The organism is Bifidobacterium catulorum (assembly GCF_003129925.1).
In the GTDB taxonomy this organism is placed as follows: Bacteria; Actinomycetota; Actinomycetes; order Actinomycetales; family Bifidobacteriaceae; genus Galliscardovia; species Galliscardovia catulorum.
Genome location: NZ_QFFN01000045.1, coordinates 1 through 14,508, shown reverse-complemented (window position 1 = coordinate 14,508; position 14,508 = coordinate 1). Strand labels below are relative to the sequence as shown.

Below are 14,508 nucleotides of genomic sequence, written 5' to 3'. Positions count from 1 at the left end.
CTTCGCCCTTCGCGCCTTGACGACGCACGCGTCATTCCCCGACTACGCCGGGATGGTGTGGTCCGTGTCGCGGGTGGCTCGACGTATGGCATACGCCTTCGCCCTTCGCGCCTTGACGACGCACGCGTCATTCCCCGACTACGCCGGGATGGTGTGGTCCGTGTCGCGGGTGGGCTCGACGTATGGCATACGCCTTCGTCTTATGAATTCGCCGGGATGGGGTATGCGTCGCCCAAGCGTAAGCAGCGGAGGTGTCTGCTAGACTCTGCCAAGCAGACATCGAAGTGAGGCCGAACGGCCTTGAGTGTCTTGGGCGACGCATACCACATCCCCTCCGCACCGGTAGGGCCGGTCCCGCGCATGTTCGCAATGCGGAAACATCATCGCCCGCCCCCGGCGCTCGTCTTCGGCGGTAGCTAAGTTGAACAATATGAGTGACGGTACTATGCATCTCCTTGACCCAGCCCCGTTCGGGCGCATCCTTCCCGCCATGGTCACCCCCATGACCGCCGACGGCGACGTGGACTACGACGCCGCGCAGGCCCTGGCCAGCCATCTGGTCGCCGACGGCGCGGACGGCATCGTGGTCAACGGCACCACGGGCGAATCCCCGGTGACGCACATGGACGAGAAGGTGGCCCTGGTCAAGGCCGTCAAGGAAGCCGTCGACGTGCCGGTCATCTCCGGCGCGGGCTCCAACGACACCGCGCACACCGTCCGCATGGTGGAGCAGACCCAGGAGGCGGGTGCCGACGCGGTGCTCGTCGTCATGCCGTACTACTCCCGTCCCAGCCAGGACGGCGTCGTCGGCCACTACAAGGCCGTGAACGAGGTGGCCGAGAAACCGATCATCGTCTACGACGTGCCCGGCCGCACCGGACTGAAGGTCTCCGTCGAAACCTACGACCGTCTGGCCGAGCTCGACCATGTCAAGGCCGTCAAGGACGCCACCGGCGACCTCGCCGCCGCCGTGGAGAAACAGCAGCGCACCGGCCTCGCATGGTATTCCGGCGACGATGGACTGTTCCTCCCCTTCCTGTCCATCGGCGCGGTCGGCATCATCTCCGTCATCGCCCACGCCGCCGCGAACCCGATGCGCCGTCTCGTCGAGGCGTTCGACTCCGGCGACATCGCCACGGCCCGTCGACTCGCCAACCAGCTGGCCCCGCTCGTGCACTCCCTGAACGGCGACGGATACCAGGCCGTCATGGCCAAGGCCGCCTGCAAGATCAAGGGATACATTCCCAACACCACGATGCGTCTGCCCAACATCGGACCGAACGCCAAGCAGATGGCCAGGGCCGAGGAAGGCATTCGCGCCGCCGGCCTGCTGTAGGCCGAACCAGCGTCGTCTTCGCAGAGGCGAAGGCAAGAACAAGAAAAACAACAAGAATGGCAAACGAAACAACAAAGAAGAAAACGAATTCACGCAACGGCCGCCGAGGCGGCTCCCGCCGCGGAGGCCGTCGAGGCGGCCCGCAGAACAACCAGCCGCAGGAGAAGAAGCTCGTCGCCCCGCCGAAGTACCGCAAGGGTTCGATGCGCATCACGCCGCTCGGCGGCCTCGGCGAAATCGGTCGCAACATGAACGTGATCGAATACAACGGCCACCTGCTGCTCATCGACTGCGGCGTGCTCTTCCCCGAGGAGGAGCAGCCGGGCGTCGACCTCATCCTCCCCGACTTCAGCTACATCAGGGACCGTCTCGACAAGGTCGAGGCCCTGGTGCTCACCCACGGCCACGAGGACCACATCGGCGGCGTGCCCTACCTGCTCAAGCTGCGCCCCGACATCCCGCTCATCGGCTCCAAGCTCACGCTCGGCTTCGTGGATGCCAAGTGCAAGGAACATCATCAGAACCCCACCAAAGTGGAGGTCGAAGGCCGTGACCGTCTCAAGGTCGGCCCCTTCAACCTGGAGTTCGTGACCGTCACCCACTCCATCCCCGACGCCCTCGCCGTCATGGTGAAGACCCCGGCCGGCAGCCTCATCGACACCGGCGACATCAAGCTCGACCAGCTGCCGCTCGACCACCGCATCACCGACCTCGTCGAATTCGGCCGTCTCGGCGAACAGGGCATCGACCTGCTCATGATGGACTCCACCAACGCCGAGGTGCCCGGCTTCGTCAAGCCCGAGACCTCCATCGGCCCGGCCCTCGACCGCGTGTTCTCCGAGGCGAAGCGCAAGATCATCGTCGCCAGCTTCTCCAGCCACGTGCACCGCGTGCAGCAGGTCGTCGACGCCGCCCACAAATACGGCCGCAAGGTCGTGTTCGTCGGACGGTCCATGGTGCGCAACATGGGCATCGCCTCCGACCTCGGCTACCTGCACATCCCCGAGGACACCGTCATCGACCTCAAGCAGGCCAACGACGTGCAGGACGACAAGCTGGTCTTCATGTGCACCGGCTCACAGGGCGAGCCCATGGCGGCGCTCGGCCGCATCGCCGACGGCAACCACCCGTACATCAAGGTCAACGAGTTCGACACCGTGATCCTCGCCAGCTCCCTGATCCCGGGCAACGAGCACGGCGTATACAAGGTCATCAACAAGCTCGTGCAGATGGGCGCGCGCGTCGTCAACCGCGACAACGCGGCAGTGCACGTCTCCGGACACTGCAACGAGGGCGAGCTGCTGTACATGTACAACATCGTCAAGCCCAAGTGCGCCATGCCGATCCACGGCGAGAACCGGCACCTCGTGGCCAACGGCCTGCTCGCCGTCAAGACCGGCGTCGACCCGCAGAACGTCGTCCTCGCCGAGGACGGCGACGTCGTCGACCTCTACCATGGCCAGGCCGCCATCGTCGGATCCGTCCCCTGCAACTACGTGTACGTGGACGGCGACTCCGTAGGCGAACTCACCGACGAGGAACTGGAGAAGCGCCGCATCCTCGGCACCGAGGGCTTCGTCTCCAGCTTCGTCGTCGTGGACACCGAGGCCCGCGAGGTCGTCAGCGGTCCGAAGATCTATCTCAACGCCGTGGCCGAGGACGAAAGTGAGTTCGAGCACGTGCGCTCGCAGATCGTGCAGAACCTTGAGGACGCCATGATGCAGGGCACGAAGAACACCCACCAGCTGCAGCAGCTCATGCGTCGCACGCTGGGCGGCTGGGTCGCCCGCAAGCTGCACCGCCGTCCGATGATCGTCCCCGTCGTGGCCGACATCGCGGACGACCTCGAAAACTGATCATGATCCGCACGGGACAGCGTGGACATGACGATGGCTCCCCTCTGTGAGGGGAGCTGACCGCCGTAGGCGGTCTGAGGGGAGGATGACGGTAATCTCCGTGAAGTATCCTCCCCTCAGCCGGCAGATGCCGGCAGCTCCCCCTCACGGAGGGGAGCCTATATATACCTGTCGAATACAGTCGAACATACGAACAACAGAGGGGGAACACTCATGCCGGGAGCAAATCTCACGAAGGAGGAGGCCGCCGAACGCGCGGCCGTCGTATCGAACGTGAAATACACGGTCGACCTCGACCTGACGAAAGGCGCGAAAACCTTCGGATCCGTCACGACCATCGAATTCGACGCCAAGGCCGGGGCATCCACATTCCTCGATCTGATCGCCGACTCCGTGCAATCCGTCGTCGTCAACGGCGAACCCGTCGACGTGGCCAAGGCCTACGTCGACTCGCGCATCGAACTGGCAGGCCTCGGCGCCCGCAACACCGTCGTCGTCACGGCGCTTTGCGCATACTCCACCACCGGCGAGGGACTGCACCGCAGCGTTGACCCCTCCGACGGCAACGTGTACCTCTACACGCAGTTCGAGGTGCCGGACGCCCGCCGCGTCTACGCCGTCTTCGACCAGCCCGACATCAAGGCCACGTTCGACTTCGCCGTGACCGCGCCGAAATCCTGGGACGTCATCTCCATCGGCACCGTCGAAAACGTCGTCGACGTCGACACGACGACAGGACCGGGCACGCTCGGCGACAAGCCCGCCGAAACCGCCCGCCGTTGGACGTTCTCCACCACGCCCGTGATGAGCTCCTACCTCACCGCCCTCGTGGCCGGGCCCTACGCCAGCTGGCACACCGAATACGCGAACGAGGACGGCCGCACCGTGCCGATGGGCATCTACTGCCGTCAGGCGCTCAAGGATGCCATGGCCAAGGACGTCGACTACCTCTTCGACATCACCAAGAAGGGCTTCGCCTTCTACAACGACCAGTGGGGCGTGCCCTACCCGTACGCCAAGTACGACCAGTTGTTCGTGCCCGAATACAACGCCGGCGCCATGGAGAACATCGGCACCGTGACGATCCGCGACTCCTACGTGTTCGAATCCAAGGTGACCGACGCGCTCGCCAACCGCCGCGTGGAGACCATCCTGCACGAGCTCGCCCACATGTGGTTCGGCGACCTCGTCACCATGAAATGGTGGAACGACCTGTGGCTCAACGAATCGTTCGCCGAATTCATGTCCACGCTCGCCACCGCCGAAGCCACCGACTGGCCGAACGACTGGGCCACGTTCTGCGCCGGCGAGAAGAGCTGGGCCCTGCGCCAGGACCAGCTGCCCACCACGCATCCGATCGTCGCGCCGATCAACGACCTCAACGACACGTACGTGAACTTCGACGGCATCACCTACGCCAAGGGCGCCTCCGTGCTCAAACAGCTCGTCTTCTATGTGGGCCGCGACCGCTTCTTCGAAGGCATCCACAACTATCTCACCGCCCACGCGTACGGCAACGCCACGCTCGCCGACCTGCTCGACGAACTCGAACGCACCAGCGGCCGGGACCTCACGGCATGGAGCAGGCAGTGGCTCGAATCCGCCGGCATCAACACCATAGCCACCGAACTGGAGACCGCCGCCGACGGCACCATCGACAGGCTTGTGCTGCGCCAGAGCGCCCCCAGCGACCATCCCGTGCCGCGCGTGCACCGGCTCGCCGTCGGATTCTACGACGTGGATGACGCCGACGCCGGCAAGGTCGTGCGCACCAACCGCTTCGAACTCGACGTGGACGGCGAACTCACAGAGGTCGCCGACGCCAAGGGGCTCAAGCGTCCCGCGTTCATCCTGGTGAACGACGACGACCTGACCTACACCAAGATCAGGCTCGACGCCGACTCGCTCCACTTCGCACTGGGCCACCTGCCCGATTTCACCGACGCACTCGCACGCGCCGTCGTATGGCTGGGCCTGTGGGACATGACCCGCGACGGCGAACTGCCCGCCGAGGACTTCATCGACGTCAGTCTGCGCGCCCTCGCCACCGAAACCGAGTCCACCACGTTCCGCTACGCCCTCGCCCAGGTGAGTACGAGCGCCCATCATTACGTGGCCGCCGCGCACCGGGATGAAGTGCTCGAACAGGTCTCCGACCGGCTCTGGGAGCTCGCGAACGCGGCCGAAGCCGGTTCCGACAACCAGTTCCAGCTGCTCAAGGCGTATCTTGGCTACGGCCATGACGCCGCGTTCCGCGGCAACGTGCACGCCTTGCTCGACGGCACCCTCGTCCTGCCCGGCCTCGACATCGACAACAACCTGCGTTGGTCGCTCGTCCACGCGCTCGCCGACCACGGGTTCATCGACGAGGCCGGCATCGATGCGGAGCTCGCCCGGCGCGACACCACCGAGAACCGCGAGTTCGCCGTGGGCGCCAAGGCCGCCATCAACACCGTGGAGGCCAAACGCCGGGCATGGGACCAGGCCCTCGACAACGACGACCTGACCAATTCGCAGATCGAGGCCGTGGCCTACGCGTTCTCCGGCACCGACAGCCGTGAGCTTGCCGACCCGTACGTGGAGCGGTATTTCGACGCCATCGACCGGGTGTGGCGGGACAGGACCTACCACATGGCGGAAACGCTGCTCAACGGCCTGTATCCGGTCTACGCCGACCCGGCCGCGCTCGTCGAAGCCGGCGACCGCTGGCTGTCCGCGCATGAGGACGCCGACCGCGCCCTGCGCCGTCTGGTGCTGGAGAACCTCGCAGGCTCCCGGCGAACGCTGGCGGTCCGCCGGTACAACGAGTCGCTGCTGTAGCCCATGCCTCACGCCCCGTTCCCGCAGCGTGACGACTCCGGCGAGGGCATTACGCTGGAACAGCTGCTCGCCGATCCGTCGTTGCGGCTCCGTCTGGTGTGCCCCGGCGCCCCGGGGGCGCTGAAGAGGCGCATCTCCTGGGTGCATCCCGCCGAGATCCTCGACATCGCCATGTGGAGCGAGCCGGGGGAGGTGCTGCTCACCACCGGCGCGAACTTCCCCACGGAGGCCATGGACGCCGACGACGACCACGATCTGCTGGTCAAGGCGCGCAAGGCGGTCGGCCTGCCCGCCCGGTTCTCGTCGGCGTCGGCCGCCTACCGCGAGTGGTGCGACGCCTATGTGATGCAATTGGATCAGGCCGGTGTGCTCGCCATCGGCTTCGGCGTGGCCGTCAAGCATCCGACCACGCCGATGGCGCTCATCGACGCCGCCGACCATGCCGGTCTGCCGTTGTTCGAGGTGCCGCTGGAGGTTCCGTTCTCCCCGATATCCAAGGCCGTCTCCCGTGCGCTCAACGACCGCAACGACGACGTGCTGCGCCAGTCGTCGCTGTTGCAGCGGCAGGTGCTGAAGGCCGCGGTCGGCGAGGATTCCGTGCACGGCGCCATCTCTGCAGCCGCCCGTCTGGCCTCCGGCTGGGCCGCCTACGTTGACGTCGACGGCACCGTGATCGACATCTCCAACCGCACCTTCTCCAAACAGGCGCAGGATTGGGCCATGAAGCTGGCCGCAAGGGTGGCCGAGGCACGTTCCAATCCCGCCATGACCACCGTTTTCGGTTCGGAGTCCGGCAGGGACTATTGCGCCGGGGTCGTCCATGACGCCGAGGGCGGGCGCGACCGTTTCATCGGCATCGTGGTGGCGTCGTGCGTGAAAAGCGACCGGTCCGACGCGCTGCTGCGTTCGGTGACCATGGTGGCGGCCGATGTGCTTTCGCTCGTCGTGCCGAAGCTTACGGCGAGCGACCGTCGCCTGCGGCGGATGCGTGGCGCCTGCATCGGAGCGTTCGCCCAGGGGCATGGCGACGTCATGCTGTCCATGGCCGATGAATTATGGCGTTCCGTCCCGCAGCCCCCGTTCCGGCTGCTGTGTGCGGAGGGCGAGCCTCGCGTGGTGGAAAGGCTGTACGATGCGTTGGACTCCGACGGCGTCGAGGGGTCGTCCGCGGTGATGTTCGGCATGTACGACCATCGATTGTGGATCGTCGTGGCCGAGTCCGCGTCCCAGGCGGTGGAGGGCGCGCTGCTCACCCGTGAGGGCATCGACTTCGGCTCATGCTCCTGCTCGTCCTGGCAGGCGATGGGGGAGCGTTTCCCCGAGGCGGTGCAGGATCTGCATCTTCGTCGGCTCAACGAGGCGGGGCGCTCCTTCGCCGACATGTCGGTGCATGAGCTCATCCGCCCCGACCTCGCCGTCGTGTATTCGCGCGAGCTGCTTAAGCCGTTGCGCCGTCTTCCGCGCCAGGAGTCCGAGACGCTGCTGCGCACCATGCGCGAACTGCTCGCCACGTCGTTCAACGTGGGGGCCGCGGCGAAGCGGATCGGCGTGCACCGTCACACGGTCGAGAACCGTCTGGACAAGATGGAGCGGCTGCTGGGGCTCGACCTGTCGCAGGAGGTGTCGCGCGTGCGGCTGTGGATCGCCTGCTCGTTCATTCGCAACTAGCGATAATTCACGAATCGCGAGATAGTGGCGTTTTTGGCCTCCCAAAGGCGTGTATTTCGCGATTCGTGAATTAAAACGCGGAATTACGTTTGTAAATTCCACGTTATCTTCCGGGGCCTCCCATGTATGTCGCATGTTACGGCGACGGTTGGCTATCGTCCGCATCATGTGAACGAATCCGTTGGAATTCCAACAATCGACGACGATTGTTTCGAAGTTTCGTTACCATCCGTCGCACATGGACAATATATATATGAATATGTAGATATTGGACTATTCGTCCATTGTAGGGTGCCGTGAAAACGAGGATATTCCCGTATAGAGAAACGGGGAGGTACCCAATGAACAAATGGTTGTATATCGGCAAGCGGTTGCTGCTGCTGATTCCGACGGTGTGGGGATGCGCCACGCTGACGTTCTTCCTGCTCAAGCTCACGCCGGGCGATCCCGCCGTGCAGGCGCTCGGTCCGAAGGCGAGCAGGCAGGCCCTCGACGCATTGCGCGAATCCTGGGGATTGAACGATCCGCTGTGGCAGCAGTACCTGCGGTTCCTCGGCGACCTGTGCACCGGCAATCTGGGCACGTCGTACTCCGCGAAGGCGCCGGTTGCCGAGCTCATCGCCACGCGTTTGCCGGTCACGCTCATCATCATGGTGCTGGCCGCCGCGTTCGCCGTGGTCATCGCCCTGCCGCTGAGCGTATGGGTGGCCACCAGCGGCAACCGCATCGTCACCGAGTTCGTGCGCATCCTCAACGCCGTGGCGCAGGGATGGCCGACGTTCTTCCTCGGCGCGATCCTGCTGCAGGTGTTCGCCATCCAGCTCGGCTGGTTCCCCATCGGTTCGGTGTCGGGCGGCGTGGACGTGGCCGCACTCGTGCTGCCGTCGCTCGCCGTGGCCGTGTCCATCGCACCGATCATCATCCGTAGCCTCACCCAGTCGCTGCAGGATTCAGTCAACAGCGAATACGTGAACTTCGGCAAGGCCAAGGGCCTGAGCTACCGCAAGGTGCTGTTCGGCTACGCGCTGCGCAACGGCTCCATCTCCGCGGTCTCCGTGCTCGGCATCCAGGTGGGCTTCCTAGTCGGCGGCACGCTCGTCGTCGAGAACGTGTTCGCCGTGCCCGGTCTCGGGCAGCTGCTCATGGACTCCGTCATGAAACGAGACCTGCCCGTGGTGCAGACGCTCACCGTGGTGTTCGGCGTCATCGTCGTGCTCGTGTATCTGATCACCGACCTCGTATACGGCGCACTCGACCCGCGTGCGGCCAAGCGCGGCTGAGAAGGAGGAGAGAACATGCCTGAAAGCAAGAAGATCCCCGTGGCGCAGGCCAGCAAGGACTACGCCAGGATAAGGCTCACCGGCTCCAAACCCCGCAAACGCAGCCACGTCAACGCCGAGATCGTCATCGGATGCGTGATGCTCGGCGTCATCGCCCTGATGATCGTATTCGCTCCGCTGCTCACCTCCTACGACCCCACCCATCAGAGCCTGCGCGAGGCCATGCTCGGCTCCTCGCCGGCCCACCTGCTCGGCACCGACCAGTATGGGCGCGACATCTGGGCCAGACTGCTCTACGGCGGAAGGATCGACCTGTTCGTCGCCATCATGGCCGTGTTCACGCCACTGGTCATCGGCACCATCCTCGGTGCCGTCGCCGGCTACTTCGACGGCGTCGTGCCGACCGTGATCATGCGGCTCGCCGACCTCGTGTCCTCGTTCCCGTTCTACGTGCTCGTCATCGTGCTCGTGTTCGTGCTCGGCAACGGCGGCACCTCCATCTTCATCGCCATCTCCGCGGTCTCATGGGTGCCGTATACGCGCATCAGCCGAGGCGAGACGCTCATCCTGCGCGACCGCGAGTTCATCGCCAGCTGCAAGGCGTCCGGGTTCTCCGACGGCTGGGTGCTGTTCCGCCACGTCATCCCGAACATCGCCTCGCAGGGCATCGTCTACGCGATGAGCGACATCGTCGTGAACCTCGGCATCATCGTCACGCTGAGCTATTTCGGCCTCGGCATCGTGCCGCCCACCCCCGACTGGGGGCAGATGATGAACGACGGCCAGCAGTTCCTCGCCGCCGGCGTCTACAGCCTCACCGTCATCCCCACCATCGTCATCATCCTGATCTCCCTGGCTCTGTCGTTCATCGGCGACGGACTCGCCAACGTGCTGAAAGTGAGGCGCTAAGATGAGCGACCCCGAATACGAATATGCGCTCGAAATCGTCGACCTGTGCATCGACGTCGACAAGCACGGCGAGCGCGTGCCCGCCGTCAAGAACCTCACCATCCGCGTTCGCCCCGGCGAATCGCACGGCCTCGTCGGCGAATCCGGCTCCGGCAAGAGCCTCACCCTGCGTGCCGTCATGGGATTGTTCTCCAAGGGCGCCTACTACCGTTCCGGATACATCAAGGTGTGCGGCACGGAGGTGCTCGGCCCCAACGCCCCGCAATACGATCCGTCGATGCGCGGCAAGGGCGTGGCCATGGCGTTCCAGGAGCCGGCCGTCGCGCTGAACCCCATCATGAAGGTCGGCTGGCAGATCGTGGACGCCCTGCGCGAACAGGAGCATCTGAGCCGAGCCGAGGCGCGCGAACGCGCCATCGAGCTCATGGATGGCGTCGGCATCACCAATCCGGAGGACCGGTTCGACGCCTACCCGTTCGAGCTGTCCGGCGGCATGCGCCAGCGCGTGATGATCGCCGCATCCATCGCATGCAGGCCCAAGGTTCTGCTGTGCGACGAGCCGACCACCGCACTGGACGTTACCATCCAGGAGCAGATCCTGAAGATCTTCCGTTCCATCGCCGACTCCGGCACCGCGCTGCTGTACGTCACGCACGACCTGGCCGTCGTCTCGCAGCTGTGCGAGACGCTCAGCGTCATCTACCACGGCGAGATCGTCGAGGAAGGCACCCTGCGCAAGGTGTTCGACACGCCTGAGGACGACTACACGCGCCAGCTGCTCAGCTCCACGCCGTATCTCAAGGGCCGCATGAAGGCGGCCGCGTCCGACGCCGCAGGCGCCGCAAGGAAAGGGGAGTGACCGATGACCTCGTCATGGAGCGACATGATCGGCACGGCCGAAAGCAAGGCCGAGAAGGACGGCACCGAAGGGCGCATCATCAACCCGTTCGGCGCCGACGCCAGACCGCACGCGCATGCCACGCGGCTGCTCGACGTGCAGGGGCTCAACATCGAATTCGTCACCAAGGTCCACGGCAAGAAGACACGGTTCAAGGCGGTCAAGGACGCCGACCTGCACGTCGACCTCGGCGAGATCGTCGGTCTCGTCGGCGAATCCGGCTCCGGCAAATCCACCATCTCCCGCGCCGTCGTCGGCCTCAATGACGACTACAGCGGGAAAATCGTGTTCGACGGCCGTGAACTCGGCCGCAAGCGCAGCCGCGAGCAGTGGCGCGAGATCCAGATGGTCTTCCAGGACCCGTACGCCTCGCTCGACCCCCGGCTCACCGTGCGCAAGATGCTGCGCGAGGTGATCCTCTACCACAAGGTCGTCATGGTCGCCGAGGCCGACGACTACTGCGAATACCTGATGAACCTGGTCGAGCTGCCTGTCGAGCTGCTTGACGCGCTGCCCGGCGAGATGTCCGGCGGCCAGCGCCAGCGCGTCGCCATCGCCCGCGCGCTCGCCGTCCGTCCGTGGCTGCTGATCGCCGACGAGCCGACCGCCGCACTCGACGTCTCCGTGCAGGCCGGCATCATCAACCTGCTGATGGATCTGAACAAGCGGCTCGACCTGTCCATACTGTTCATCTCCCACGACCTGAACATCGTACGGTCCATCTGCGAGCGCACGTATGTGATCTACCACGGCGACCTGGTGGAGGAGGGGCCGACCGAACAGGTGTTCAGCCATCCGTCCAACGCGTACACACGGCGTCTGATCGACGCCATTCCCAAGCTGTCGAGCAAGTATGTGGAGCGTCTGGCGCAAAACGGGCCGTCGAATGAGGGGAAGGCATGATGAGAATGTTCCGAATGGTGAGGAAACTCGCGGCGGTGGCCGTCGCCGCGGTGATGATGACGTCGGTCGCGGCCTGCGGGTCGCGCTCCACCGCCGCCGAAACGCAGGACCTGGTGGTCGCCCGTTCGCTGGAGACCACCGACATGCTGCCGGCCACAGGCTACAGCAACGGCGACATCTGGGCCATCCAGCAGGTGTTCCAGACATTGACGCGCAACAAGACCGACGGCTCCGGCGTGGAGCCGGGACTGGCCGTATCGTGGAAGAAGTCGTCGGACGGCAGGTCATGGACGTTCAACCTGCGCAAGGGCGTGAAGTTCCACAACGGCAGGACGATGACCGCGAAGGACGTGAAGTTCTCCATCGACTTCGCGCGCACCGCACGCGACGACAAGCCATGGCAGTTCCTGTTCGTCGCCATCAAGGATGTGAGGATCATCGACGACTACACGGTCCGTCTTGACCTGACCCAGCCGTGGGCGCCTCTGCTCGCCGACCTGTCGATGTCGGCGATCTCGATCATGCCCGCGGACTTCGCCGGGAAAAGCGAATCCCAGTTCCGCAGCGACCCCATCGGCACCGGTCCGTTCAAGGTGGGCGAATGGAAGAAGGGCGACTACATCAAACTCGTCAGGAACACGGATTATTGGGAGCAAGGCAAGCCGAAGCTCAATTCGGTGACGTTCAAATACGTGGCCGACGCCAATACGCGCAGCCAGATGGTGCAGGCCGGACAGGCGCAGATCGACGAGTTCCCCACGGCGGTGTCGGTCGCCGCATTGAAGAAGACGAAGAACGTGCACGTCGACTCGTTCCCGTCCACGTCGCTGATCTGGGTGAACCTCAACAACCGCAAGAAGCCGCTGAACGACGTGCATGTGCGTCGTGCCATGGCCTACGCCATCGACAAGCAGGCCATCGTGCGCGCCGTGTACTACGGTCAGGCCGAATCGGCGAACTCCATGCTGTCGAAGAACCTCATGGGCTACGCCAAGGAGACCAAGGACCTCAAGTACGACATGGCGAAGGCCAAGGAGGAGCTGGCCAGGTCGAGCGCGCCGAAGCATTTCAGCCTCACCATCCAGGTGCAGTCCGGCGACCCGGAGAAGTCCATGCTCGCGCAGGTGCTGCAGGAATCGTGGAAGGAGCTCGGCATCGACGTCACGCTCCAGACGCTCGACTCGACCACCGTATACTCCAACCGCACCGCCGGCGACTTCGACGTGGCCATGTTCGAGATGACCAACGACATCTCCGATCCGGATGAATGGATGCAGTACATGTTCTCGTCCAGCGCCAACGTGAACTCCGGCTACAGGAACACGCGCGTCGACGAGCTCATCAAAAAGGCCGCGGCCGACGGCGACGACGGAGCCCGGCTCAAGGACTATGCCGAAGTGCAGCAGATCATAGCCGACGAGGCCCCCGAAATCCCTCTCGTGTACAAGCCCGGCCTGTTCGCCGTACGCGACCAGGTGAAGGACTTCAAGGTCACCACGCTCGGCGAATACAAGCTCGCCGACACCACCATCGCCCGGGAGGACTGACGCCGTAACACGCCACCCCGTCACCCGCACCATCCAAGGAGGCAGTCATGCAACTGCTCGGATTCCGCGCCTTCAAGGCGCCCTATGCATCCATCGGCGAACAGTACGCGAAGACCGTGCTCGCCCGAGAATACGATCTCGGCCACGTCACGTTGCGCCGCATCATGACGGAGAAGGACGACACCTTCGCCGTGACGGTCGGAGGGGAGGACTCTCCCCGATACGTGCTGCGCATCGAGAACATCTGCGAGGACTACGCGGCCGTGCTGCTGCGCGCCAAGGCCCTGCGCCTGCTGGAGGCCCGTTCGCCGCTGATACCGGCAACGCGTATCCTTCCCAGCGTCGACGACGGCCTCGTCGTCCGGTGCGACACCGAGGCCGGCACCCGATGGTCCACCCTGACCACGTTCCTGCCCGGCCGCGTGCTCTCCACGATCGAACCGCCGTACCGCAAGGCATTGGTGCGAGACATCGGATCGAAACTCGGCCAACTGCAGCAGGCGTTGGCCGGGCTTGGGGATTTCGACGACCGGTACGGGCGCATCCTCTGGGACGTCCGCCTGCTGCCGGTCATCGCCGAAGAGGCGCGTGACGCCCTGCCCAACGACGCCATCCGAGGGCTCGTCGACGACGTCGTGGCCGACTATGCGACCGTCGCCGACGAGATAGCCGCATGCGGGCAGACGATATGCCACGGCGACTTCCACCCCGGCAACGTGACCGTGGACCCCGCCGACCCCACGCGCCTCGCCGGCATCCTCGACTTCGGCGACATGCACGCCGAACCCCAGATCTGCGACCTCGGCACCTGCCTCTTCTACATGATCGACCCCTCCGACCTCGACGATCCGTTCGCCCAATGCCGCATCGTGCTCGACGGGTTCCTCCGCGCACGCCCCGACTTCGACCGCGCATGCCTTCCGCTATTGCCCCGGATCATCAAGGCCCGGTGCGCGCTGACCGTGCTCATCCCCGCGCTCGCCAACCGGTTCGCCGCGCATCGCGCCGAGCATTACCTCTTCAGCGTCTCCGCCCGCATCAAGGAGCTCGCCATGCTGCAGTCCCTCCCCGACGGGCGGGTCCTCGACGGCTTGGGCGTCGCTCCCCTGTAGGCTCCCCTTGTCAGGGGAGCTGGCGCGATCGGTTTGGGTGGCGGTTTCCGGCATTGTCGTTCGCGTTTCGTGAGACGCCCCGCTTCCAATAGGCTCCCCTTGTCAGGGGAGCTGACCTGAGCGGTTTGGGTGGCGGCTTCCGGCCTTGTCGCTCGCGGTTCGTGGGACGCGCCGCGTGC

Annotated in this window: 10 protein-coding genes; all 10 read left to right on the top strand. The window is 64.9% G+C overall.

Features of this window, described 5'->3' with window-relative positions; translation table 11 throughout:
* Nucleotides 1-430 precede the first annotated feature (430 nt).
* The 10 genes from dapA (at nucleotide 431) to DF200_RS09745 (ending at nucleotide 14,329) form a co-directional block, all read left to right on the top strand.
* On the top strand, nucleotides 431-1,336 hold the full coding sequence (gene dapA, locus DF200_RS09790) for a 4-hydroxy-tetrahydrodipicolinate synthase (protein ID WP_109138089.1): 906 nt from the start codon (nucleotides 431-433) through the stop codon (nucleotides 1,334-1,336).
* Nucleotides 1,337-1,392: 56 nt separating this feature from the next.
* Nucleotides 1,393-3,192: a ribonuclease J gene (locus DF200_RS09785; RefSeq protein WP_109138088.1), complete on the top strand. Its 1,800-nt coding sequence runs from the start codon at nucleotides 1,393-1,395 to the stop codon at nucleotides 3,190-3,192.
* Nucleotides 3,193-3,405: 213 nt separating this feature from the next.
* Nucleotides 3,406-6,012 (top strand): aminopeptidase N, encoded by a 2,607-nt coding sequence (pepN, locus tag DF200_RS09780; protein WP_109138087.1) that lies wholly within the window; start codon nucleotides 3,406-3,408, stop codon nucleotides 6,010-6,012.
* A 3-nt stretch (nucleotides 6,013-6,015) separates the two neighbouring features.
* Nucleotides 6,016-7,680 carry a PucR family transcriptional regulator gene (locus DF200_RS09775; protein ID WP_109138086.1) on the top strand — a complete coding sequence of 555 codons (1,665 nt, stop codon included), beginning with the start codon at nucleotides 6,016-6,018 and terminating at the stop codon, nucleotides 7,678-7,680.
* 341 nt (nucleotides 7,681-8,021) lie between these two features.
* Complete coding sequence (locus DF200_RS09770) at nucleotides 8,022-8,960, top strand: ABC transporter permease (protein WP_109138085.1); 939 nt, start codon at nucleotides 8,022-8,024, stop codon at nucleotides 8,958-8,960.
* 15 nt (nucleotides 8,961-8,975) lie between these two features.
* Complete coding sequence (locus DF200_RS09765; protein WP_109138084.1) at nucleotides 8,976-9,869, top strand: ABC transporter permease; 894 nt, start codon at nucleotides 8,976-8,978, stop codon at nucleotides 9,867-9,869.
* A gap of 1 nt (nucleotide 9,870) precedes the next feature.
* Nucleotides 9,871-10,728, top strand: coding sequence for an ABC transporter ATP-binding protein (locus DF200_RS09760; protein ID WP_109138083.1), 858 nt, complete (start codon nucleotides 9,871-9,873; stop codon nucleotides 10,726-10,728).
* A 3-nt stretch (nucleotides 10,729-10,731) separates the two neighbouring features.
* On the top strand, nucleotides 10,732-11,670 hold the full coding sequence (locus tag DF200_RS09755) for an ABC transporter ATP-binding protein (protein ID WP_109138082.1): 939 nt from the start codon (nucleotides 10,732-10,734) through the stop codon (nucleotides 11,668-11,670).
* A gap of 14 nt (nucleotides 11,671-11,684) precedes the next feature.
* Nucleotides 11,685-13,217, top strand: a complete 1,533-nt coding sequence (locus DF200_RS09750; protein ID WP_158275843.1) for an ABC transporter substrate-binding protein — start codon at nucleotides 11,685-11,687, stop codon at nucleotides 13,215-13,217.
* Nucleotides 13,218-13,264: 47 nt separating this feature from the next.
* A complete protein-coding gene (locus DF200_RS09745) occupies nucleotides 13,265-14,329 on the top strand; it encodes a phosphotransferase (protein ID WP_109138080.1) in 1,065 nt (354 codons plus the stop codon).
* Nucleotides 14,330-14,508 lie beyond the last annotated feature (179 nt).